Raw genomic sequence first — 23,342 nt, 5'->3', positions numbered from 1 at the left:
ATTTTGTTAAAATCGTAATTATTTTAATTGTCTTGTAGCGCTAAACTTGCAGGAGATCGCTTTTTAAGCTGCTTATGTGATGCTTGTGTACGAAAAAACGCCTTAATTTTCATTAAATCAAGGCGTTTCAGTATGTTGTGTATGGATCTTTTTCGAGTTTTACTTATTTTTCAAAAAGTGATTTAATAAGAAAGAAGTCGAGCTATCATGATTTTTTACCGTTTTGGTGTTAATTTCATCCAAAATAGAATTCGCTAATTGCTTTCCTAGTTCTACTCCCCATTGATCATAACTGAAAATATTCCAGATAATACCCTGAACAAAAATTTTGTGTTCGTACAATGCAATCAGTGACCCCAGGCTTTTTGGAGTTAGTTTTTGAATTAAGATCGTGTTTGTTGGTTTGTTTCCGGTGAAAACTTTAAAAGGCAATAAGTAGGATGCTTTCTCTGTCGATAATCCTTGTTTGTCAAATTCAGTCTGAACCTGTGCAGCGGTTTTTCCGTTCATTAAGGCTTCAGTCTGAGCAAAAAAGTTGGACATTAGTTTGTCGTGATGATCTTCATTACCGTATAGAGGTTGAACGAATCCAATAAAATCTGTCGGGATCAATTTTGTTCCCTGGTGAATCAATTGGAAAAAGGCATGTTGAGAATTGGTTCCCGGTTCTCCCCAGATGATTGTTCCGGTTTGGTAGTTAACCGGTTTTCCGTCACGACCAACACTTTTTCCGTTGCTTTCCATAGTAGCCTGTTGCAGGTAGGGAGCTAATTTCTGAAGATATTGAGTGTATGGAATTAATGCTTCGCTTTCAGCGCCAAAGAAATTATTATACCAAATACTTAACAATGCCAGAATTACAGGAATGTTTTTGTCGAATGCTGTTGTCTTGAAGTGTTCGTCCATTTCATTAGCTCCTTTTAACAGTTCGTTGTAATTGTCAAAACCAATCGCTAACGAAATGCTTAAGCCAACAGCGCTCCAAAGTGAAAATCTTCCTCCAACCCAATCCCACATTGGGAAAACATTGTCAGGATTAATTCCAAATTCAGTCACTTTTTGAATATTGGTTGAAACCGCGACAAAATGTTTGGCAATATCTTCCTGGGAAGCCGATTTCAAAAACCATTCTTTTATAGTTTCAGAATTAGATAAGGTTTCCTGAGTAGTAAAAGTTTTGGATACAATAAGGAATAAAGTGGTTTCCGGGTTCAATTTTTTAATCACTTCGTTTACATGGTCTCCGTCTACATTAGAAACAAAGTGTAAGTTTAAGTGATTTTTGTAATACTGTAAAGCTTCAACCGCCATAACCGGTCCAAGATCAGAACCTCCAATACCTATATTTACTACGTCAGTAAAAGCTTTTCCGGTGAAACCTTTTCTTTCTCCCGAAATTACTTCGTGACTAAATTGTTTGATTTTGTTTTTTACCTCATAAACTTCCGGAATTACATTTTCGCCTTCTACTTTAATAACTGCAGATTCCGGTGCGCGCAATGCAGTATGCAAAACCGCTCTGTTTTCAGTCTGGTTAATGATTGCTCCTTCAAAATATTGAGAGATGGCTTCTTTTAATCCAATTGAATTGGCTAATTCCAGTAAAAGAGAAACGGTTTCCTGACTAATGTTGTTTTTAGAATAGTCAATTAAAAAGTCATTCCATTGTAAATTGAATTTTTCAACACGGGCATTGTCCTGTTGAAAAAGCTCTTGTATAGTAGTTTTATGAGTCGCATTATAGTGGTTTTGCAGATTTTTCCACGCTTCAGTCCCGGTTGGGTTTGTAGTGTTTAAAGCCATTTTTTGTTTAATTGAGAATGTGGTTATAAAAAAACAAAAATACTGAAATTAGTTCTAATAGCTTTAAGCTTCACAATTATATAACAAATAGTTACGAAAACGATATATCTGTTTATTTGTTCCGAATTCTTGCTGTAATTATGATAGCACCATCGTTTTCTTTTTCGTTGTAAATGATACGGCTGCTGTTTTCATTTAAAAAGTCTACACTAATAATGTCAGTTTTTTCAAGGGGCAAAATTATAGTGTCTTGATTTTTATCGTATCGAAACGGAACTCCGTTTATCACAATTAAAGGTGATTTTTTAATGATGTCTTTTTCGAATGCCTGTTGGATAGATTCCGATACAAAATATTGGTTTTGTTTCTTATCGTTTAAAAGAAAAGTATGTGGATTCGAACATCCCGCAGCTATTGTACAAGAAAGCAGTAATAAGAATCGTTTCATACGTCGATGTAGGATTTGATAGATACTTGTTTTTAAGTGGAAGTTTTACCAAATTTTCCACCAGGGCTTTTTATTGATTTCGATTCGCTTTTTGATTTTATTGATTTCTATTCTTTGAACTTCCTCTTTTTTGATAGTTGAATCGTCAAAGTGTAATTCACCGGAAAGACTGATGCCAATAGGAGCTTTTGTTTTTTCTCTCCAGAGTTCGGTTTGTAATTCCGGAATTAGGGGAGCGTTGATTTTAGCGGTGAATTTTTGTCTTGCTTTTTCTATAATTTCTTCTTCGAGATTTGAAGTCGAATTTTTAAAAAGCGGAAGTGAGTTTCCGGGAATGTTGAGGAGGAAAATCTGGGTTTTGTTGTCGATTTTACAAATGTCCAATACTTTAAAGAAGGAATTGTCGTCCAGAAGAGCATGTCCGTTTTTTGCCGAATCCGGATTGAATTTGGATAAATCTCTTGCTCCGGCACTTGCAATTAAAAATCTACAGTTTCCGGAAAGACCGCCACCAATAAAGGACATGTCTGTGAAATCTTTTTCTTTTAATATTTGTCCCATTTGATAAGCAGTAAGTAAACTGTCATCTAAGGTGGTGTCTCTGTAGAATAATTTTAAATCTGAAAAAGTTTCATCAAGAAGGTCTTTAATGCGTTTGTTTTTCATGGTTGTTTCTATATTAAGGATAAAAACAGATTTTTATAGATTCCCAATGCTGTCCAGTTCTCTTTTCAAAGGTTCTATTTGCTGGAAGAAACGGGTCTTGTAATTTCCGGTTAAAGATTCTCCTGTTGGTAAATTAAGTCTCAAAGCATCTACCTGTACGCCATTTTTCCAGAAGCGGTAACAAACATGAGGTCCTGTTGCAAGACCGGTGCTGCCCACTAACCCAATGGTTTGTCCTTGTGTCACGCGCTGACCACGTCGAACTAAAATTCGGGACATGTGTAAATATTGAGTAGAGTAGGTTCCGTTGTGTTTTACTTTTACAAAGTTTCCGTTTCCTGCCGTGTATCCTGTTGCTTCTACAATTCCCGAGGCAGTTGACGAAATTGGTGTTCCGGTTGGAGCGGCATAATCCGTTCCTTTGTGGGCTTTCCAGGTGTGTTGTACCGGATGAAAGCGATTTGCGGTAAATCGCGAAGTGATACGGCTGAATTTAATCGGAGTTTTTAAGAAAAAGTTTTTCAGCGTTTTTCCCTGATCGTCATAATATTCTATTTTTCCTGAAGTAGTGTCTTTTTCAAATGGGAAAGCATAAATAATTTTGCCTTTATATTCAAAGAAGGCGGCTTCAAGATCTTCAACTCCGTCGTAAGTTTTGCCGTTAATAAAACGTTCTGTGAAAATTAATCCATAACGATCTCCTTTTTTTAGTTTAAAGAAGTCAATCGACCATGAAAAAACTTTGGTAATTCTGCTGGCAAGAGCGGCTTCTACGCTTTCATTACCTAAAGTTTCGGAAAGAGAACTTTTTAAAACTCCTCCGATGATTTTACGTTTTAAAGTGACCGGTTTTATTTTTTTGCTGGCCTTTGCAATGCTGTCTCTTAAATCTATAACATAATAAGTCAGTGGATCCGGCTGATAAATAAAAACCTGTAACTTGTTTGTTTTGTTTTTTGAACGAAGTATAGTATAAGGTTTGTTGTAACGAATGGTTCTTACATTAAAAGAATCCTTTATTTGTTCTACAACATCATAGACTTTTTTGTCTCCAATATTCTGACTTTGAAGAATAGATCCAAATGAATCTCCTTTCTTAATAGTATCGTGAATAACATTGAAATCGGCGTAATTAAAACCAAATTCTACTTTTTTAGTTTTTGGCTTAGTGATTTTAGTTTCAACTTTTTCGGCAGTTTTATTGCATGAAAATATTGAGAATAAAACGATTATAATTACGAATGCTTTTTTCAAACTTTTAAATTTTTTTAGGAAATTAATTAGCTGTTTCATTTCCCCAATTGGACAATTCTTCTTCGGTCCACAATTTAGGAAAAAAGATGCGTCTTTGGTATTTTGGGTGCATATATTTTTGCCAATCACTTCCTCCGGTGGCTTCTCCGTTTCCTTTTCCGCTTTCCAGTATGTATTTTCTTGCAGTATTTAAATGCTGCATTACCCAGGTGATGTTTACCGTTTTGTCGTAATGACGCATCGCATCAATTAACTCCTGATTTTGTTGGTCCTCTAAAGGTAACTGAGTAAATTTCTGCCAGATATTTTTTGATTTAAAAGTTGACATTTGTTTTAGGAACTGATCCTTATACTTGTTTTCAAATTCCTGAAGTAAATATGATTTTTCTCCGGTTTGATAATCTTTTCCGGCAGCCTGCCAATATAAATGTTCGAAACTGGTTTCTAGCGGAGTATTTTCGTCAAAGTTTGATTTGTATCGGCGATCGGTTAAATTGATCACATCTGTCGATGCAAATTCGATTAATCGGTATTGTGCACTTTGAAAGCCGCTTGCGGGAGTCAATGTATTTCGGAATTTCATGTATTGATCTACTTCCATTCCGTTTTCCATGATGCTAAACGAATTCGTCAGCATGTCAAAGTATCTCGTTATTCTTGATAATCTTTCACTGAAAAAGACAACCTGAATATCTTGCGTGTTGGCAATTTGGTCAATTTCCCACAATATCATTTTAAAGATCAATTCGTTTACCTGATGGTACATGATGAAAACCATCTCGTCAGGAAGCGTAGTGCGTTGGGTTTGCAAACTTAACAGGGCATCCGTTTGTATGTAGTCCCAGTAGGTGATAGGTTTTGACCAAAGCAATCCTTCTAATTGTACATCGGTTTTTTGATTTATAGCTTGGAATTTAAGGTCAATTTCTTTTAAAATTGATTCTGAATGATCAGTAGGGTTCATTATTTTTTTGCTTTAAATGGATTTTTTAATCCTTTATATTCGTCAAGGTCGGCTTTAAGTGATCCAACAGCCAAATCTGCTTTTATGCGTATCGGAACTTTGTTCTCGTCGTCTGTAATCCAAAGGGTTACGCTTTCTTTTTCTTTGAAAACTCTCCCGGTTTGTACCAGTGGTTTAAAAACCATTGAAGAAACGGTACCAAATTTAGTTGTAATATCCTGTCGGCCTACATATTTTAACTTAAATTTTGTGATTTCATCATCAAAAAACATATCAATGGTGATGGCCTCGCCTGATTTGAGTTTGTCTATGTTTGGATGGTTTCTCAAATAATAAAAAGAAGAGATAATATCCTGAACATTGTCGGTAATTACAATTGTTTTTTCGGTTTTGCGCTTGTAATCTTTTACTAAAACTTTTTTCTCAGACTGATCAAAAAAGCCTTCCTGATTTTTGGTGTAGCCTCCTTCGTTTATTTTTCTAACGTAACGATAAGGGTCTCCGTTTTGTTTGTCGAAATAACTTTCATAAAGGTCTTCCACCTTAAAGAAGAATTTTGACATTCCGGTTGTGTATCCTTTACCTACGGCATGAAAAACTTTTTTATTGTTGATCGTCGCGTCTTTAATTTCGAGAGTGGCGTAGCCGGCGTTTATGATTCCGTAATGAATTCTGAATTTGAAGTATTCTCCGGTGTCAAAAGCATCTTCTTTTTGAGTGTCGAAACCTAGGGTCGTAAGAACTAATATGAGCAGGACTATTTTTTTCATAGTACATTTTTTACATTTCACTATTAAAGATATATAAATGCAAATTTTATTCCAAATGTATCAAAACAAAAAAACTCCGTCAAGGAATGACGGAGTTTTTATGCTATTAACTAACCAAAAAACTATAAATTATGAAATTTATATCAATTCGGAAGGAAACCACCCCTTCCTGATTTGCGAGTGCAAAGATAGATACAAAGTTCAAAAAATAAATGTTAAAAAGTGAGTTTAACATAACATTTGCATAAAAACCATCATTTTACAGAGAATTTTTTTGCATAATGTAAAAAAAATGCATTTTTACAGCGTTCCTCTCAATTCCTGCTCTCTCTCGATTGACTCGAAAAGGGCTTTAAAGTTTCCTGCACCGAATCCTTTTGCACCCATTCTTTGTATAATTTCAAAGAATAGTGTTGGTCGGTCCTGAACTGGCTTCGTAAATATTTGTAACAAGTAACCGTCCTCGTCAGCATCGACCATGATGGCCAGCTTTTCAATTTCGTTAATGTCTTCTTTCATCATATCCATATGCACGCCTAATCTTTCAGGAATTGCCTGATAGTAAGTGTGAGGAGGAGCAGATAAAAATTCAACACCTCGTGCTCTCAATTGTGATACTGTTTTGATGATGTCATCTGTAGCAATAGCAATGTGCTGGATTCCGGGACCACCATAAAAATCTAAATATTCTTCGATTTGAGATTTTTTCTTCCCTTCTGCCGGTTCGTTAATAGGAAATTTGATTCTTCCGTTTCCGTTAGACATTACTTTACTCATCAATGCTGAATATTCTGTGGTAATTTGTTTGTCATCAAAGGATAAGAAATTTACAAATCCCATAACATCTTCATAGAATTTTACCCAGGTATTCATTTCATTCCAGCCTACATTTCCAACCATGTGGTCGATGTATTTTAAACCGGTTGGCTCCGGATTGTAATCCGACTTCCATTCCTGATACCCCGGAAGGAAAATACCGTTGTAGTTTTTTCTTTCCACGAAAATGTGAACCGTTTCTCCGTAAGTGTAGATTCCGGAACGGATTACTTCTCCAAATTCGTCCGATTCAACCGTTGGTTCCATAAAAGAACGAGCACCACGTTTCATTGTTTCTTCGTAGGCACTTCTGGCATCTTCAACCCAAAGAGCGGCTACTTTTACACCATCACCGTGTTTTTTAAGGTGTTCGTGAATAGGTGAATCCTGAGTTAAAGGTGTTGTCAGAACAATTCTGATTTTGTCCTGTTTTAAAACATAAGAAGCTTTGTCCTTTACTCCGGTTTCCAGTCCGGCGTATGCTAATGACTGATATCCGAAAGCTGTCTTATAATAATGTGCCGATTGTTTTGCATTCCCGACGTAGAATTCTACATAATCGGTTCCTAATAACGGAAGGAAATCCTGTGCTCCTTCAAAGATTTTTTCTAATCCGTATTCTACTGATTTTACTTCTTTTGACATAATGTTTATTTGTTTGATCGGTTAATCGTTTAATTGATTGAACCGTAGTGTTGTTTTTAAGATTTGTTTTTTACCGCAAAGCACGCGAAGTTATTTCGCAAAGTTCGCGAAGTTGTTATAGCGATCTTCGCGTAAAATCCTTGCGAACTTTGCGGTTAGATCGAAAGTGGAATTACTCCGTCCAGGATTTGTAGTACTGACCGTCGTCAAGACCCATGGCTTCTTCTGTAACCATAAGTGGACGGAAAGTATCAACCATAACGGCTAATTCCTGTGTTTCTGTGTGACCAATGCTGCGTTCCATTGCGCCTGGCGCAGGACCGTGTGGAATTCCTTTTGGGTGTAAAGTGATATGACCCTGCTCAATATTGTTACGGCTCATGAAGTCACCATCTACATAATATAGAACTTCATCAGAATCTATATTGCTGTGATTGTAAGGTGCCGGAATTGCTTTCGGATGATAATCGTAAAGTCTTGGGCAGAAAGAACAAACGACAAAAGTAGCCGTTTCGAATGTTTGGTGTACCGGAGGCGGTTGATGAACACGTCCCGTTATAGGCTCAAAATTATGAATCGAGAATCCGTATGGGAAATTGTAACCGTCCCAACCCACTACATCAAATGGATGTGTAGCATAAACCACTTCGTGAATCATGCCCTCTTTTTTGATTTTAATTAAAAAATCGCCTTTTTCGTCATGTGTTTCCAGTTCGTTTGGCAAAATAAAGTCGCGTTCGCAAAATGGGGAATGCTCTAAATGCTGTCCTGATTGGTTTTTATAACGTTTTGGGGTGTAAAAAGGAGAGTAGGATTCGACATAAAAAAGTCGGTTTTCTTCCGTCTCGAATTCTATTTGGTAAATAATGCCTCGTGGAATAATCAGATAATCACCATATTCAAACGGAATGTTACCTAACATGGTTCTTAATTTTCCTTTTCCTTTGTGGATGAAAAGCATTTCATCGGCATCGGCATTTTTGTAGAAATAATTTCGAAGTGATTCTTTAGGAGCTGCCAGTCCAATGATACAGTCTTTATTAACCATCATGGCTTTACGGCTGTCCAAAAAGTCATTTTCAGGTTTTAATTCAAAACCTTTAAAAAGTAACGATTTTATATTTTTTCCGATGGCAATTTTTGGCTCAACGGAATAGGAATTTAAAATTTCTTTTACCTGAGTGGGTCTGTGAACATGATAAGATAATGACGAGTGTCCGTGAAAACCTTCAGTTCCGAATAATTGTTCGTAGTAAAAACCTCCGTTAGGTTTTTCGAATTGTGTGTGTCTCTTTTGAGGGAAGTCTCCAAGTTTGTGATATAATGGCATGGCTTTTCTATTAGATAATTTTAAAATTAGATAATTTGAAAATTTGAATTGTGTGAACAGATAACCAGCTCAATTTCTTAAAATTGACCAATTATCTCAATTCGATAGCTTCACTCAGGATTTCTCTTGATGAGGAATTGAAGATACTCTAATAAACCTGTCCATTTTGTTTTCATTATAACAAATGTCGTAATTTTTGCTGAGTAAAATTATAAATTATATCATTTATAAACATGATTTTTTTTAATTTTTTTTTGATATAATTTTTAAAGGGCAAAAAAATAGTACAATTTTGTTGAACTATTCTTTGCTTTACTGCTAAAATAAAAAACCAATACTAAACCAGGTGTAGCTTTTAGACATTTCGGGAGACCAGGATTGTTTAATCTCGATTGGGCCAATGATAGTTTCCAGTCCATAACCAACAGCATATCCGGTATATTTTGGCATTGAAATCCAGTCGACCTTCGTAAAAATATCATCTCCCAAGTTGGCAAAGTTAGCAGAAAGATTTACGTGATTCTTTTTGAAAATTTCATAATCGAGAGTAATTCCCGTTTTTATAAAGCTGTTTCCGGCTATACTTAGAAAATCGTATCCATAGAAATAATTGAAGTTGTTGATCTTGCTATAGCCATATCCTCCGAGTATAAAGTCGAAAAACGGAACGCTGTCGCTGCCAATGTTAAACCCCGCGTCGGCGTCAATTTTGAAAGTAGCCTTTCTGAAGAACGTTTTTACAAAAGCAATTTCGGCTTTTGCAATCGAGAATGGTTTAAATTGTCGTGTATAGTCAGACGATGCTAAGTAGGTTTGTAAATCGGTAGAGAAGTACCAACCGGAGCGAGGGAAGCTTTTGCTGTCGAACGAATCGTATTTTAAATAACCAAAAAGACTAAGATAGCTGCTCTTTTCAATAGTATTTACTGTATTGTTAAGTGTTGGAGAGTCTATTTTTAAGTATTTGTACTCAAAGCCGCCCCCCATTAAAAATTTTTGTACAAAGATGGTTTGAAAATAGGCCTGATTGGTAATGTCCAAGAAGTCAACATTAATAAGATTTACATTTGGATTCTGTGCCGTTAAGGTATTAATGCTTGTGGTGACATTACGATTAAATTGATTCAAACGTGACTGGAATCCAAAACTGATATTAAAACCGTTTTCTATATAATAGTTGAAGTCGTACCTGAAGTTATCTCCCAGGATAACATCAAGTGAGGTAACATCATTTTTTAAAAAGGTCTTTTTGTGGGTAAGATTTAGCAGAATTCCACTTTTGTATAGTCCGTCATAATGCAGACCAAGTTTTAAAAAAGTCTGAGTGGGATTTTCTTTTAAGACTATATCAAGGTTGTCCTGTTGGTCATCCGGCTGCAGACAGTAGGAAATGGTACTGAAGTTCTGGGTAGCATTCAGGTTATTGATTCCGGTTTTAAGATCGCTGTAGGTTATAGTGCTTCCGGGTTTAAAACGCAGCTTTCCACGAATGTATTCTTTTGTGTAATTCTCAAGATTTTCACTGTTTATCTCTTTGATTTGCAGCGTGTCACTTGCGATTTTTAGTTTGGGTTTTTTATAAAAATGAGCTTCATCGGTTAAAGATTTGATTCTTTCATAGACCGCAAAAGCTGCTTCTTCTCCTTTTCGGATAATTTCTTCTCCTTTGTCAAATGAAATTACGCCATAATCCCGAATGTCCGGTTTGATATAAACATCGGTATCCTTGATTTTATTTTTCATCTTATCGATAGACTGCAAATTGGTAATTTGTACGAGTATCTTGGTTGCGTTTTTCAGATTTTTACGATTCATAAGATCGTCCTGAACATCGACACCAATAATAATGTCAGCACCCAGATTACGAACTTCTTTTATGGGATAGTTGTTGACTACGCCTCCGTCTACTAATAAATTTCCATCAATTTCGACAGGGGTAAACAGGGAAGGGAATGCGGAACTCGCCATCATAGCCTGAACGAGGTTTCCTTTGTTCAGTAAAACTTCTTCTCCGGTTTCAATATTAGTTCCGATACATAAAAAAGGAGTTGGAAGTTGATTGAAATCACGTACATGACGCACATTTCGGGTAAGACCGCTTAACAAATTGTAATTGTACATCCCTTTTGAAAGGGCTTCCGGAATCCCGATTCTGAAGTTGCTAAAAGGCAATGCAATGGCATATAACTCATCATTTTTTTTGCCATAGAAGTTTTTGGACGATCGCGGTATGTAATCGTTGATGAGTTCATCAAAGTTGGTTTTCTTGAAAATGGAATCAATTTGAGAGGCATTGTAACCGGAAGCATAAAGTCCGCCGATTATAGATCCCATACTGGTACCACCGATAAAGTCGATTTTAATTCCGGCTTCTTCCAGAACTTTTAAAACTCCAATATGAGCGAATCCTTTTGCGCCTCCACCACTTAAAACCAATCCTATTTTGGGCCTTTTAATACTATCCTTTTTCTGTTCCTGTGAAAATGCTTTTTGCGGATTTAGAAGCAACACTGTAAAAAGTAATAGTGTTGTACTCCAGACTGAAACAGGCAACTGCGAACTACAAAGAGACTTTCCTTTTAGAAAGAAGAGAACAACTTTAGAAACATCTTTTTTCAGTGGAGAAAAAAAAGGTTTCGATGTGGTATTTTTGTGGGGCAGTTGATCTGGGCGCATAAAGATAACTAGTTGGTTTTGTAAAAGTCGACAATTTTTTTGGCTTTTGATACCCCTATTACATCGGATATTTCTTTTTCGGTAGCCAGTTTCAATCTTTTAACACTTTTGAAATGTTGTATTAACGTAAGCATTGTTTTTTCGCCAATGCCGGGTATGCTTTCTACTGAGGAGTTAAGTGCGGCTTTGCTTCGTTTGTCTCTGTGAAACGTGATTCCAAATCGGTGCGCCTCATTTCGCAGCTGCTGAATCACTTTTAAAGTTTCAGATTTTTTATCAAGGTACAACGGAATTGAATCTCCGGGGTAAAATAATTCCTCGAGACGTTTCGCAATCCCGATGATCGCAATTTTGCCGCGAAGTTCGAGGGCGTCGATACTTTTTAATGCCGCAGAAAGTTGCCCTTTTCCACCGTCAATGATGATTAATTGTGGCAATGGTTCGTTTTCATCCAGTAATCTTTTGTAACGTCGGTACACAATTTCGGTCATCGAGGCAAAATCGTCAGGACCTTCAACGGTTTTAACGTTAAAATGGCGATAGTCCTTTTTGCTTGGTTTCCCGTCTTTAAAAACCACACAGGCGGCTACCGGATTTGTTCCCTGAATATTCGAGTTGTCAAAACATTCAATGTGACGGGGTTCAACAGGCAATCGCAGGTCCTTTTGCATTTGTGCCATGATCCGGTTGGTATGCCGGTCAGGGTCTACAATCTGTAATTGTTTGAGCTGTTCGATTCGATAAAATTTCGCGTTCCGAATAGACAGTTCTAATATTTGTTTTTTATCTCCTAATTGAGGAACGGTAGTTTTGATGTTTTCACCCAAATCAATTTCAAAAGGAACGATGATTTCTTTAGACAATAACTGAAAGCGTTCGCGTAATTCTATAATGGCAAGTTCTAATAATTCCTCATCCGTCTCTTCCAGCTTTTTCTTCATTTCTAAAGTATGCGAACGGATAATCGATCCGTGTGAGATTTGAAGGAAGTTAACATAAGCTGCCGTTTCATCTGAAACAATCGAGAAAACATCAATGTTTGTAATCTTCGGATTGACAATGGTGGATCGCGACTGGTAATTCTCCAGAACTTCGATTTTCTCTTTTATTTTTTGGGCTTCTTCAAAACGCAAGTCTCTCGCATACTGGGTCATCAGTCGTTTGAAGTCTTTCATACTTTCTTTAAAATTCCCTTTTAGAATTTCACGAATCGCATCCACCTGTCTTTGGTAGTCTTCCAGAGATTCAAGTCCTTCACAAGGTCCTTTGCAGTTACCGATGTGATATTCCAGACAGACTTTAAATTTTCCGGAATCAATGTTGGATGGACTTAAATCAAAGTTACAAGTTCTCAAAGGGTACAATTCTTTGATTAGATCTAAAATAGTATGTACTGTTTTGAAACTGGTGTAAGGGCCAAAATATTCAGAACCGTCTTTGATCATTTTTCGCGTATGGAATATTCTCGAAAAAGGTTCCTTCCTGATGCAGATCCAGGGATAACTTTTGTCGTCGCGAAGCAGCACATTGTATCGGGGCTGCAGGGTTTTAATCAGGTTGTTTTCCAATAAAAGTGCATCGGTTTCTGTGGGAACTACGATGTGTTTTATGGTGACAATTTTTTTCACCAAAACGTTGGTTTTGGCAGTATCATGTATTTTATTGAAGTAAGAGGAGACTCTTTTTTTTAGGTTCTTAGCTTTTCCAACATATAAAATCTTCCCGTCTTTGTCATAATACTGATACACACCCGGATTGTCCGGCAAGGTTAGGATTTGAAGATCTAAGGATGATGGTTTGTGCATTCTGTTTTGTTTCTGAAGATAGTTGTTATACTTTTAAAAAACCTTTTGTGGGATTAAAAAGCTTAACATTGATTTAGTTTCAAATTTACGAAATCAAAAGAATAATTTCTATATTTAGATTTTATAATTCTACATGAAAAACAGTAAACCCCTGATTATTTTTGGCGAATCAGTTTTGCCGGGTGAAAGTAAAACAATAAACGTTGAAATTGCACGTCTGCATACTACTACAAAATTGAATATTCCGGTTATTGTACGCCGTTCAAAAACGGAAGGTCCGGTCGTTTTATTTTCGGCAGGAATTCATGGCGACGAGATTAACGGTGTTGAAATAGTCCGACAGCTGATCAGCAAAAAAATCAACCGCCCCGCTAAAGGAACCATTATTTGCATTCCCATTATTAATATGTACGGTTTTGTCAATAAATCCAGAGAATTTCCGGACGGTCGTGACTTAAACCGCGTTTTCCCGGGAAGCAAAAAAGGATCTTTGGCAAGCCGTTTCGCTTATCATATCGTAGCAGAAATTTTACCAATTATTGATTATGCAGTTGATTTTCATGCCGGGGGAGCGAGCCGGTTTAATGTTCCGCAAATCAGGATTACGGAGAACAACCCGGAATTGAAAGAACTTGCCGATGTCTTCAATGCTCCATTTACCTTGTATTCTAAAAATATTAGCGGTTCATTCCGCACTACCTGTGAAAAGGCTAATATAAAAATGCTGCTTTTTGAGGGCGGAAAATCTCTGGATATTAATGATACAGTGGCGAACGAAGGGGTAATGGGGGTGAAGCGTTTGTTGAATTATTTGAATATGCTGGATCCTAAACATCTTGTCGAAACCGCGGAAGATCCTTCCATCTACATTAAAAATTCGGTTTGGCTGCGTGCGAAATGCTCGGGCCTGCTGCACGATTATAACAGGATTGGACGTTTTGTAACGAAAGGGACTATCTTAGCCATTATTACCGATCCGTTTGGTAAATTTGAACAAAAAGTAAAAGCACCGCATGACGGATTTGTGATCAATGCCAATCACTCACCCATCGTGTACGAAGGAGATGCGATTTACCACATGTCTAAAAACAGAGACGAGTATGCCGACGAATAAAAAAGAATTACGATTACACTATAAAAATCTTCGAAAAGAACTTTCAGAAAATGATATCGAAGAGAAAAGTCTGGCTATTGCCAATAATTTAATCCAATTGTCTATTTGGGATAAAACTTATTATCATGTTTTTCTTCCGATTGAAGAACAGCGAGAAGTAAATACAGAATACGTATTGCATTTGCTTTCCGGAAAAGATAAAGAAATAGTAGTTTCAAAAAGTGATTTTGAGACTCGCGGTATGACGCATTTTTTGTTGACCGATAATACCAAAATCAGAAAGAATGAATACAATATTCCTGAACCGGTAAATGGTTTGCAAGTTCCTTCTGAAACTATAGAGGTCGTTTTTGTACCGCTTTTAGCTTTTGATGTCTTCGGAAATCGGGTAGGATACGGAAAAGGGTTTTACGATAAGTTCCTGTCAGAATGCAAGCCCGAAACGATTAAGATTGGCCTTTCTTTTTTTGAAGCTGAAAATCAGATCGGGGATGTTTTTGAATCAGATGTGAAATTGGATTACTGTGTGACGCCTTTAAAAACCTACGCTTTTTAATTGCAAATTAAGAATTTGGCATAAGCAAATTTAATGACTTGATGGTTTTAGATTTAAGTTTGCTTATAGCATTGATGCAATTTCGAAGTGAATGATACCCATACAAAAAATCCCAAACACCATTTTAAAACTGGCATTTGGGATTTTTTTATTTGATTTTTTGAAGATTTATTTTACTTCCCGAATGGTCGAGGCATCAATCCAGCCTTCCGTTCCATCAGTTAATTCTATTTTTTTCCAGCCGCCAACAGTTTCCAAAACATATACTTTAGCTCCTTCGTGCAGTAAAATAATTGAGGAACCTGCTTTTTGAGGTTCGCTGCGAACTTCACTTAATTCGGCAAAAACAATTGCAGGACGGTCGTTGCTAAAATGATTTTTTTCAGACATTCCCGCTGAAACACTTAAAAGTAAAGCAATCAAAAGAACAAACATTCCAATAAAATAAATTCTTTTCGACAGAGTAAGCTGTGAGAAATAATATCCGATAAAAGTTAGCAAGAAAGCAAATGCGATTGCGATAGAAATTATTGCCCAGGTGTTGTAATCGAAGATTCCGGTAAAATTCTGAATCAGTTTTGCAAAACCTACTTTTGGGACTTCTTTAATTTCATCGATGGTTAGCTTTTTGGCAAATTTTAAGTTGTTTAAGGTCTCCGAATCATGTGGTTTTAAAACCAGTGCCTTTTCATAATTATATATCGAAGGAGCTACTTTGTTTAATTTGTAGTAACTGTTCCCTAAATTAAAATACAATTCTGCCGATTGCTGTTTGTCTTCTTTGATAATACTTTCATAAACATCAACCGCTTGCTGATATTGCCCTTTTTGATATAGCGCATTTCCTTTTTCAAAGCTGCTTTGAGCAAAGAAAACCTGAGTGATTAGTAAAAAAAGATATACTGTGTTTTTCATTTTACTGTAGTTAAACCCGACAGGTTTTAAAAATCTGTAGGGTTTGATTTTTTAAGTTTAAACGATTTGTTTCTCTAAGTCCGAAATGATCAGAACAGCTTTGTCAAAATCCTGTTGGATTGATGTACTCGATGCCGGAGCATATCTCGCAAATTCACAGTTTTCAGTCAGATTAATAAAACTTTGAACCGATTCCGGGTTGGCATTTCTGGACAGCAGTAAGTCGCTAATATTATCTTTACTCATTTCTGAAGTTTCGATATGCAGTTTCGCTTTTAGGAAATTGTGCATCGCTTTTTCCAGAGCAATATAAAACGGTTCTTTGTTGTTAAGTTGTTTTTTAGCTTCCGATAGATATTTTTTCGCCAGCTTATTGTTCATTTTAATACGGTTTCCGGTAACGTCACCGTCAATTGCTTCTTTTCTTTTCTTAGCCAGAATAATGATTGGCAGAATTACGAAAGGCAGATACAATAGGGTGTAATATAAATTAGAGCCGTAAAAATCATTTTTAGCGATCGAAACTAAAGTTGTTTTAGGTTTGATGTACTTAAACTGTTCTGTTTTTGCAATTGCATTTGTAGCCGCATGTGCAGGGGCATTCGCTGCCGATGGCATTGGGCCGTCTAAAACGTCAATCATGATTTCCTGTGAAGTGATCGTTTTGTACGAACCTGTGCTCAAATCAAAATAAGAAAACTGCATGGGTTTGATTGCGTATTTTCCTTTGTATTGTGGAATAATGGTGTACTTGTCGCTTATTTTTCCGGACATTCCCGAAAGTGATGTGGTTACTTTTTCATCGTGAACCGGATCGTACATTTCTAAAGCATTAGGAACGACAGGTTTTGGCAAAGTAAACAATTTCATGTTTCCGTTTCCGGCTGCACTCACAAATAAGTCAAGACTTTCTCCGCTCTTCAAGGTTGTTTTAGAAGGGGTAACCGTAAAATTAAATTTACCTACAGCGCCGCCAAAACCTTCAGGTTTGGTAGCTTCCGGTAAAGGTCGTACATTGATTGTTTTGGCTCCGGCCGAAACCACTTTGTTGTCGTCGCTTACAATCATCTGACCAAACATATCACGACGGTTGGTAGGCAATTGTACGCCTATATCCAGTGAAAGTGGTTCAATGGTAAGTCTGCCTGATTTTTGAGGATACAAAATGGTCTTTTTCAAGACTACATAATAACATCTTTGCCCTTGATAACTTCCCTGTTCAACAGCAAGTTGTTTGATATCGATATTCTGATTCCAGAAGTCGTTGTATTTAGGCTTAGCCAATTCTTTGAACCCGGTTACATTGATATAGTTGAAATACAGTTTGTAAACAACAGTTATCGGTTCGTTCAAATACGGATTTGTTTTTGAAATTTCGGCCACAAGGTGCAACATTTCATCACCTGTACTTGATCCTTGAGGTCTGTCATTAGGGTCTCTTTCCTGTGCAACGGCATTGGTTACCACAATTTTTAAAGGTGCCGTTTTGTAGATCTGACCATTGTATTCAATGGCAGCTTGTTTGATTGTTACCGTCCCTTTGTGGTCCGGCTGTAAGATATAGGAATAGATTTTTTGAAAAGAACTTCTTCCATTAATCCAGGACTGACTTATTTGCTGGCTTGGTCCGGCTACAACTTTAAAACCATCAAAAGAAGGCTGGTCAAAGTTGTCCCCATCAACATTCATGATGAAGTCAATACGAAGCCTTTCGTTTACTCCAAGCGTATTCTTGCTTACTTTGGCTTCAAATTGAACTTGAGCCATAAGCCCCTGAAAAGTGAATAGTAATAGAATTAAATATCTTTTCATTACTTGTTTAATCTTTTTTTATGTTGAATCGTTTAATTGGTAATTTGTTTAATCGTTTTTCTACAGTTTTGCTGTTTGTCCGAATTAACAGTTAAACGAATAAACGGTTAACCTAAGAATCCTACCAGTCTTTTTCTGTTTTTTTCGGGTTACCTTTTACTTTTTGGGCGTTGACTTTGTCCTGAATTTTCTTTTCTTCGTTGTTTACGGCATCCAGCAAATTCTGAACTCTTTCTTTAGATATACCTCCAGGCATTGGTTTTGGCTCCCCTTTGTTGTCTGATTTGTCATCTTTCTTAGGGTCATTTTTACCGTCTTTTTTATCTTTGTCTTTATCGCCTTTGTCGTCTTTTTTCTGATCGTCTTTTCCGTCCTTTTTGTCTTTGTTGTCGCCGTCTTTTTTCTGATCGTCTTTTTTGTCGTTCTTTTTATCTTTATCCTTGTCTTTGTTTTTGTCGTTTTTCGGAGGATTTTCTTTTAGTTTCTGTTTGGCCAAAGCATAATTGTAACGAGTCTCATCATCGGCAGGGTCGTTACGCAAAGCTTCTTTGTAAGCTTCAACGGCCTGTGTATAATTTTTCTCTTTCATAAAGACATTCCCTAAATTATGAAATGCCTTGTGTTTATCAGGTCTTGCTTTAGCATTTTTTATCGCTTTAGCGTAAGCAAACTTAGCCTCAGAAACCTGATTTTGTTTGTATATAGTGTTTCCCAGATTATAAGGAGCAGCAGTACGTTTTGGGAATTTTGATTCTGAAATTCTGTAATTGGCTTCTGCGTCCGTAAATTTATTCTGCTTATATTCTTCATTAGCCTCAGGCAATGTCTTGTCTTTCTCCTGAGCAGAAACTGCTAAAGAAAATGTGAGTAAAATATAAAGAAGTAAATTTTTCATTCTAATTTTTTTATGTTTTGTTTCCGGTTTTATGGGAAACAATTATTTCTTTTCGTTAAATAAATTCAACTCTTTAATCCAGTTTGTTTTTCTTTCCAAAAGGAAAATGTCTAAAAACAACAACAGAAAAGCAAATCCGATGAACCACTGAAATTGCGATTGAAAATCGGCCATTTGAGTTGCTTCGAATTCTGTTTTCTGAATGTTATTTAAGGCATTCTTGATGTATTCCAGCACTTCTTTGGTATTTCCGCCGTAAACATAACCACCTTTGGTCGCTTTTGCAATATTTTTTAAATCTTCCTGATTTAATTTTGTGGTAACGGTTTGCCCGTTTTGGTCTTTTTGATAACCTCTGACTACGCCATTTTCTTTTAATGGAATGGTGCCTCCTTTTTCAGTTCCAACACCAATGGTAATAATTTTCATCCCCATTTTATTGGCTTCTTCTGCAGCAGCGGTAGCACCTTCAGAGTGGTCTTCTCCGTCAGAAATCAGAATCAGTAATTTACTGGTTTTGCTTTTTTCGTCAAAATAAGTAGAAGAAAGTCTGATGGCCTCATCCAAAGAAGTTCCTTGTGAAGAAACCATATCAGGAGTCATGCTTTGCAGGAACATTTTGGCAACACTATAATCGGAAGTAATCGGTAAAACCGGAAAGGCACTTCCGGCATAGGCTACGATCCCGATTCGGTCACTTCCTAAATTGTTGATGATTTGAGAAACCAGCTGTTTACTTTTCTCCAAACGGCTTGGTGCCACATCTTCGGCAAGCATACTTTTTGAAACGTCAACGGCAAAAACAATATCGATTCCTTCCCGTTTTACGGTTTCCATTTTAGTCCCAATCTTCGGATTTACCAATCCGATAATTAAACAGGCAAGTGCCAAAAGCAATACCGATAATTTTAGGACAGGTTTAAAAACAGAGCGTTCCGGGCTAAGTCTTTTTACCATTTCAAGATCACCAAATTCACGCTGTTTTTTCTTTTTCCAATACATATTGAAAAGAAAAATACACGCCACAATCGGGAGTAAGAATAAAAGGTATAAATATTTTTTTTCGTCTAATTCCATATAATTTCTAAAATTCCAAGAATCTAAATTCCAAATTCCAATTTTTGTTGTTGCGCTAAAAGCTATTCTTTTTTAAATTCCTAAATTCCAATTTGTTATTTGGAATTTTATTATTGGAATTTTATAATTTTTTCAAAATTAAATGAAGCTTCTGTAAACTGTATTTCTTAATCCTACTTCCAATACTAACAAAAAGGCGGCAAGTAAAACAAATACTCGGTACTTTTCGTCGTAATCGTAGAATTTTAGTTCCTGTATTTCGGTAGTTTCGAGTTTATTGATGGCACTGTATATTTCGGCTAATCGATCGTTGCTGGTAGCTCTGAAGTAAGTTCCGTCTGTTTTACGGGCAATACTTTTCATCAATTGCTCGTCGATTTCTACTTTTTGCATTTTAAACAGGAAACCTCCGTTTGGTGCGTATGCGTATGGCGACGGAGCCATTCCGTTGGTACCAATTCCGATCGTGTAGACCTTTATTCCGTATTGTTTCGCAATGTCAGAAGCAGTTTCTGGCTCGATAAAACCGGCATTGTTTACTCCATCAGTCATCAAAATAATCACACGGCTTTTTGCTTTACTGTCTTTTAAACGATTTACAGCGGTTGCCAATCCCATTCCAATTCCCGTTCCGTCTTGCAGCACTGTATCGTATTTGATTCCTTTTATAGCTTCTAAGATAATGGCTTTATCACTTGTAACTGGAGTTTTGGTATAAGCTTCTGAGGCATATAAAACTAATCCGATTCTGTCGTTTGGTCTTTCCCCAACAAAATCTGCCGCGACTCTTTTTAAAGCTTCCATACGGTTTGGCTTTAAATCTTTGGCCAGCATACTTCCCGAAACGTCAATTGCCATTACGATATCAATCCCTTTCGTGGTCTTGGTCTGATTGCTGATGTCTACTGTTCTTGGTCTCGCTAAAGCAATAATTAAAGAGCTTAAAGCGATAATCCTGAAAACATATAAACAAGGTTTTAATTTGGTCAATAGCGATTCGCTGTTTTTGAAACCCTGAGTTGAACTCATTTTTAAAGTCGCCGATTGCTGGTTGCGTTTCCAGAAAAACCAAGCGATCGCAATTGGGATTAACAGAAACAACCAAAAAAATTCCGGATTTAAAAAAGTTATCTTATCCATTAGTTACTCGCTTTTCTAAGTTCTACAGAATTTAATATTCTGGTTGTAATATCATTGGCATAGGTGTCTCCTTCTTCGTGTAAAATCAAGATCTGTTGTAATCCCTGATCTTGTTTAAAAAGTAAAAGTTCATAATATGCTTTTGTACTTGTTTTGTCAATCGGATTGAAAACGGTCATGGTTCCGTATCCTTTTAGTCCCTGAACACCTTCATTGGTTTGGAAATCTTCTTGTTTCACAATAATATTTTGTCCGCCCTGAGCTTCAATAACTTTTAAAGAACCTTCTAATGCTTTGGCTAAGTCAAGCTCTACAGGATTCTTAAACTTGCTGGTAGAAACGGTTACGTAGAAGTTTCCAACCATACTTCCGTAGGCGAAAAGCTGCATTTCTTTGATTAGGGCCATAGTTTCTTTCGGAAGGACTTTTTGAGTATCCATACGTTTTAAAACCTTAGGAGTTTCAATCAGGATGCCTGGGTTTCCGTACTCACTTTTTACCCATTCCCCTTCTAATAATTCTTTTGAAGGATGTCCGATTACATTATCTTTTACATAATTAAAACCTTTTGTAACGATAAAGAAGGCAGTGGTGGCAATCAGTAAAAATAAAACAGATCCTACTGAGATCGCAATACGTTTGTTGCGTTTCTTTAACAACTGAAGTTTTATCTGTTTTTGTTTTTGTGCTTCGTTCAATAATTGATCCTCTTCTTCTGCCGGTACTTCGGTTGGAATAGCATTATCAAGTGTCAGGATTACTTTCTGAATTTTATTTCGGTCTTCTGTGATTTCAAACTCTAAGGGTTTGGATTTTGCAAATTTCACTAAATCTGCCTGACGTAAAACACGTTCTAGGTTTTCAACGGTTTCCGGTGTTAAAGTCATCTTCTTTTTGGTAGAAGCAGTTCTGATGGCCTGAATCAATTCAGAAGTGGTGCTTTCCATTGCCGGAATATGAATTGCCTCCTCGATGTAGTTTCGGGCAATATCCGTCAATTCACTATAGTATTCTTTAATTTCTCCTTTTTGTACCAGTTCTTTCTGCTCCAGATTGTTCAATAAACTAGTCGCTTTTTCGATAGGAGTTTTGTAAACTTCCTCTTCTATCTTTTTCTTTTGATGTTTCTTAACATACCAATAAACAAACGCTCCGATGGCAAGAATTAGAATCAGAATCAAAACATAAATCCACCAGTCACCAATCGAATTGTCAGCAGCTGTAATGTCCTTGATGTCGTACATTTTTTGCTGTAACGTATCGACTTTTACATTGGCCACTTCAACGCGAATAGAATCTGTTGCGTATGGCTTCTTGTCAATTAAAATTTTAATAGACGGAATAGTATATTTTCCGGAATCAAATTGGGTTAATCCGTATTTTTTAATCAGTTCGTAAGTGTCATTTTTCTTAACAGTGTCGATAGGATAGGATTGAATAACCTCTAAAGGACCAATGTTTTTTAGTTTGGGAAAAACAACCTTAGATTTTGAACTTACAACTGTTTTAAGAGTTAGTTTAAACTCGGCACCAATTTTATTTTTTGTTGTATCAATGCTTGTCTCAACTTGTTTTTGTTGCGCAAAAACAGCTGAGGAAAGTAAAAATAAAAATATGTAAAATTTTAATTTCATTTGGTTTTTGATTTCAGATTTTGGTCTAAAATGAATGCTTAAAAATGGAACACGGATGACACAGATTTAAACGGATTTTTTTATCTAAAGATTCTATAATTCGTGTAATCTAACAGTCTGACAATCTAAATTATCTTGATTTGAAATAACCTAATAATTTGGTCACGTAATTTTCGTCGACTCTTGTATTTACGACACCAGCTCCGGATTTACTAAAAATATCCTTGAAATAATTCACTCTGTCCTGATAGTGTTTTTCGTAATTCAGTCGTACTGTTTTTGAGCCGGTATTTACCAATTGAATTTTCCCTGTTTCGGCATCCAGCATACTTACCATTCCTAAATTCGGAATTTTTTCCTCACGGATATCATACACACGAACACCGGTGATATCATGTTTTTTAGAAGCAATTTTTAAAGTCTGCTCATAATTTTCGGCCATGAAATCGGAAATCATAAAGACGATCGCTTTCTTTTTTTGTGTTCCGGACAGGAATTTCAAAGCTTGCGAAATATCGGTTTTGTGACTCTTTGGTTCAAATTCAATTAACTCACGAATGATTCGGAGTACATGAGAACGTCCTTTTTTTGGGGGAATATACAACTCTACATTGTCAGAGAATAATATTAAACCAATTTTATCATTATTTTGTGTAGCCGAAAAAGCCATCGTTGCCGCAATTTCGGTGACGATGTCTTTTTTAAACTGACTTTTTGAGCCAAAACCTTCAGAGCCCGAGATGTCTACCATTAAAACCATGGTTAGCTCACGCTCTTCTTCAAAAACTTTTACGTGAGCTTCGTTGTAGCGCGCCGTTACATTCCAATCGATGTTACGAATATCATCGCCATATTGGTATTGACGTACTTCACTAAAAGTCATTCCTCGCCCTTTAAAGGAAGAGTGATATTCTCCCGAAAAGATATGATTACTCAGTCTTTTGGTTTTGATTTCTATTTTCCGTACTTTTTTTAAAAGCTCTTTTGTATCCATTTTATTTGTTTAAAGTTTAAAGTTTTAA

Annotated in this window: 19 protein-coding genes; 2 read left to right on the top strand and 17 right to left on the bottom strand. The window is 36.5% G+C overall.

Annotated elements, in window-relative coordinates:
- Window positions 1-159: 159 nt before the first annotated feature.
- The 10 genes from pgi to uvrC form a co-directional block, all read right to left on the bottom strand.
- Window positions 160-1,803 carry a glucose-6-phosphate isomerase gene (gene pgi, locus B0A80_RS12290; RefSeq protein WP_089077453.1) on the bottom strand — a complete coding sequence of 548 codons (1,644 nt, stop codon included), beginning with the start codon at window positions 1,801-1,803 and terminating at the stop codon, window positions 160-162.
- Between the two features lie 112 nt (window positions 1,804-1,915).
- On the bottom strand, window positions 1,916-2,251 hold the full coding sequence (locus tag B0A80_RS12285; RefSeq protein ID WP_089077452.1) for a hypothetical protein: 336 nt from the start codon (window positions 2,249-2,251) through the stop codon (window positions 1,916-1,918).
- A gap of 45 nt (window positions 2,252-2,296) precedes the next feature.
- Complete coding sequence (locus B0A80_RS12280; protein WP_089077451.1) at window positions 2,297-2,917, bottom strand: hypothetical protein; 621 nt, start codon at window positions 2,915-2,917, stop codon at window positions 2,297-2,299.
- A gap of 33 nt (window positions 2,918-2,950) precedes the next feature.
- On the bottom strand, window positions 2,951-4,171 hold the full coding sequence (locus B0A80_RS12275) for a M23 family metallopeptidase (protein WP_089077474.1): 1,221 nt from the start codon (window positions 4,169-4,171) through the stop codon (window positions 2,951-2,953).
- A 22-nt stretch (window positions 4,172-4,193) separates the two neighbouring features.
- Window positions 4,194-5,135, bottom strand: a complete 942-nt coding sequence (locus B0A80_RS12270) for a tryptophan 2,3-dioxygenase family protein (protein ID WP_089077450.1) — start codon at window positions 5,133-5,135, stop codon at window positions 4,194-4,196.
- Entirely contained in the window at window positions 5,135-5,905 is a 771-nt protein-coding gene (locus B0A80_RS12265) for a DUF3108 domain-containing protein (protein WP_017497442.1), read from the bottom strand. Before B0A80_RS12265 ends, B0A80_RS12270 begins: the two co-directional genes overlap by 1 nt.
- A 300-nt stretch (window positions 5,906-6,205) precedes the next feature.
- The gene (hppD, locus tag B0A80_RS12255; RefSeq protein ID WP_017497444.1) at window positions 6,206-7,366 is read right to left on the bottom strand and encodes a 4-hydroxyphenylpyruvate dioxygenase; all 1,161 of its coding nucleotides are present in this window, start codon (window positions 7,364-7,366) and stop codon (window positions 6,206-6,208) included.
- Window positions 7,367-7,538: 172 nt separating this feature from the next.
- Window positions 7,539-8,696 carry a homogentisate 1,2-dioxygenase gene (locus B0A80_RS12250; protein ID WP_089077449.1) on the bottom strand — a complete coding sequence of 386 codons (1,158 nt, stop codon included), beginning with the start codon at window positions 8,694-8,696 and terminating at the stop codon, window positions 7,539-7,541.
- A gap of 318 nt (window positions 8,697-9,014) precedes the next feature.
- The gene (locus B0A80_RS12245; RefSeq protein WP_089077448.1) at window positions 9,015-11,372 is read right to left on the bottom strand and encodes a patatin-like phospholipase family protein; all 2,358 of its coding nucleotides are present in this window, start codon (window positions 11,370-11,372) and stop codon (window positions 9,015-9,017) included.
- 8 nt (window positions 11,373-11,380) lie between these two features.
- Complete coding sequence (gene uvrC, locus B0A80_RS12240; RefSeq protein WP_089077447.1) at window positions 11,381-13,177, bottom strand: excinuclease ABC subunit UvrC; 1,797 nt, start codon at window positions 13,175-13,177, stop codon at window positions 11,381-11,383.
- A 133-nt stretch (window positions 13,178-13,310) separates the two neighbouring features.
- Here uvrC and B0A80_RS12235 point away from each other — a divergent pair, with 133 nt between their 5' ends.
- The gene (locus B0A80_RS12235; RefSeq protein WP_089077446.1) at window positions 13,311-14,291 is read left to right on the top strand and encodes a succinylglutamate desuccinylase/aspartoacylase family protein; all 981 of its coding nucleotides are present in this window, start codon (window positions 13,311-13,313) and stop codon (window positions 14,289-14,291) included.
- Window positions 14,278-14,847 (top strand): 5-formyltetrahydrofolate cyclo-ligase, encoded by a 570-nt coding sequence (locus B0A80_RS12230; RefSeq protein WP_070906408.1) that lies wholly within the window; start codon window positions 14,278-14,280, stop codon window positions 14,845-14,847. The genes B0A80_RS12235 and B0A80_RS12230 overlap by 14 nt, the downstream gene beginning before the upstream one ends.
- Before the next feature lie 168 nt (window positions 14,848-15,015).
- Here the strand turns inward: B0A80_RS12230 and B0A80_RS12225 are convergent, their stop codons facing one another.
- The 7 genes from B0A80_RS12225 to B0A80_RS12195 form a co-directional block, all read right to left on the bottom strand.
- Window positions 15,016-15,762, bottom strand: coding sequence for a tetratricopeptide repeat protein (locus B0A80_RS12225; RefSeq protein ID WP_089077445.1), 747 nt, complete (start codon window positions 15,760-15,762; stop codon window positions 15,016-15,018).
- Between the two features lie 57 nt (window positions 15,763-15,819).
- Window positions 15,820-17,574: a BatD family protein gene (locus tag B0A80_RS12220; protein WP_089077444.1), complete on the bottom strand. Its 1,755-nt coding sequence runs from the start codon at window positions 17,572-17,574 to the stop codon at window positions 15,820-15,822.
- A 121-nt stretch (window positions 17,575-17,695) separates the two neighbouring features.
- Window positions 17,696-18,469, bottom strand: a complete 774-nt coding sequence (locus B0A80_RS12215) for a tetratricopeptide repeat protein (protein WP_089077473.1) — start codon at window positions 18,467-18,469, stop codon at window positions 17,696-17,698.
- A 42-nt stretch (window positions 18,470-18,511) separates the two neighbouring features.
- Window positions 18,512-19,546: a VWA domain-containing protein gene (locus tag B0A80_RS12210; protein WP_017497453.1), complete on the bottom strand. Its 1,035-nt coding sequence runs from the start codon at window positions 19,544-19,546 to the stop codon at window positions 18,512-18,514.
- A 138-nt stretch (window positions 19,547-19,684) separates the two neighbouring features.
- A complete protein-coding gene (locus B0A80_RS12205; protein WP_017497454.1) occupies window positions 19,685-20,686 on the bottom strand; it encodes a vWA domain-containing protein in 1,002 nt (333 codons plus the stop codon).
- Window positions 20,686-22,320, bottom strand: coding sequence for a hypothetical protein (locus B0A80_RS12200; RefSeq protein WP_070906411.1), 1,635 nt, complete (start codon window positions 22,318-22,320; stop codon window positions 20,686-20,688). The genes B0A80_RS12205 and B0A80_RS12200 overlap by 1 nt, the downstream gene beginning before the upstream one ends.
- Before the next feature lie 130 nt (window positions 22,321-22,450).
- Window positions 22,451-23,314: a DUF58 domain-containing protein gene (locus B0A80_RS12195; RefSeq protein WP_017497456.1), complete on the bottom strand. Its 864-nt coding sequence runs from the start codon at window positions 23,312-23,314 to the stop codon at window positions 22,451-22,453.
- Window positions 23,315-23,342: the final 28 nt, after the last annotated feature.

It is taken from the genome of Flavobacterium tructae (assembly GCF_002217475.1).
In the GTDB taxonomy this organism is placed as follows: Bacteria; Bacteroidota; Bacteroidia; order Flavobacteriales; family Flavobacteriaceae; genus Flavobacterium; species Flavobacterium tructae.
The sequence above is the reverse complement of the archived record's forward strand: the minus strand, read 5'-3'. Positions and strand labels throughout refer to the sequence as shown.

Excerpts from the sequence above, each read along its gene's own strand:
- B0A80_RS12195 (WP_017497456.1), bottom strand. The coding sequence starts at position 23,314 with ATGGATACAAAAGAGCTTTTAAAAAAAGTACGGAAAATAGAAATCAAA.
- B0A80_RS12285 (WP_089077452.1), bottom strand. The coding sequence starts at position 2,251 with ATGAAACGATTCTTATTACTGCTTTCTTGTACAATAGCTGCGGGATGT.
- B0A80_RS12280 (WP_089077451.1), bottom strand. The coding sequence starts at position 2,917 with ATGAAAAACAAACGCATTAAAGACCTTCTTGATGAAACTTTTTCAGAT.
- B0A80_RS12215 (WP_089077473.1), bottom strand. The coding sequence starts at position 18,469 with ATGAAAAATTTACTTCTTTATATTTTACTCACATTTTCTTTAGCAGTT.
- B0A80_RS12250 (WP_089077449.1), bottom strand. The coding sequence starts at position 8,696 with ATGCCATTATATCACAAACTTGGAGACTTCCCTCAAAAGAGACACACA.
- B0A80_RS12230 (WP_070906408.1), top strand. The coding sequence starts at position 14,278 with ATGCCGACGAATAAAAAAGAATTACGATTACACTATAAAAATCTTCGA.
- uvrC (WP_089077447.1), bottom strand. The coding sequence starts at position 13,177 with ATGCACAAACCATCATCCTTAGATCTTCAAATCCTAACCTTGCCGGAC.
- B0A80_RS12235 (WP_089077446.1), top strand. The coding sequence starts at position 13,311 with ATGAAAAACAGTAAACCCCTGATTATTTTTGGCGAATCAGTTTTGCCG.
- B0A80_RS12270 (WP_089077450.1), bottom strand. The coding sequence starts at position 5,135 with ATGAACCCTACTGATCATTCAGAATCAATTTTAAAAGAAATTGACCTT.
- B0A80_RS12220 (WP_089077444.1), bottom strand. The coding sequence starts at position 17,574 with ATGAAAAGATATTTAATTCTATTACTATTCACTTTTCAGGGGCTTATG.
- B0A80_RS12200 (WP_070906411.1), bottom strand. The coding sequence starts at position 22,320 with ATGAAATTAAAATTTTACATATTTTTATTTTTACTTTCCTCAGCTGTT.
- hppD (WP_017497444.1), bottom strand. The coding sequence starts at position 7,366 with ATGTCAAAAGAAGTAAAATCAGTAGAATACGGATTAGAAAAAATCTTT.
- B0A80_RS12210 (WP_017497453.1), bottom strand. The coding sequence starts at position 19,546 with ATGGAATTAGACGAAAAAAAATATTTATACCTTTTATTCTTACTCCCG.
- B0A80_RS12265 (WP_017497442.1), bottom strand. The coding sequence starts at position 5,905 with ATGAAAAAAATAGTCCTGCTCATATTAGTTCTTACGACCCTAGGTTTC.
- B0A80_RS12205 (WP_017497454.1), bottom strand. The coding sequence starts at position 20,686 with ATGGATAAGATAACTTTTTTAAATCCGGAATTTTTTTGGTTGTTTCTG.
- B0A80_RS12225 (WP_089077445.1), bottom strand. The coding sequence starts at position 15,762 with ATGAAAAACACAGTATATCTTTTTTTACTAATCACTCAGGTTTTCTTT.
- B0A80_RS12245 (WP_089077448.1), bottom strand. The coding sequence starts at position 11,372 with ATGCGCCCAGATCAACTGCCCCACAAAAATACCACATCGAAACCTTTT.
- pgi (WP_089077453.1), bottom strand. The coding sequence starts at position 1,803 with ATGGCTTTAAACACTACAAACCCAACCGGGACTGAAGCGTGGAAAAAT.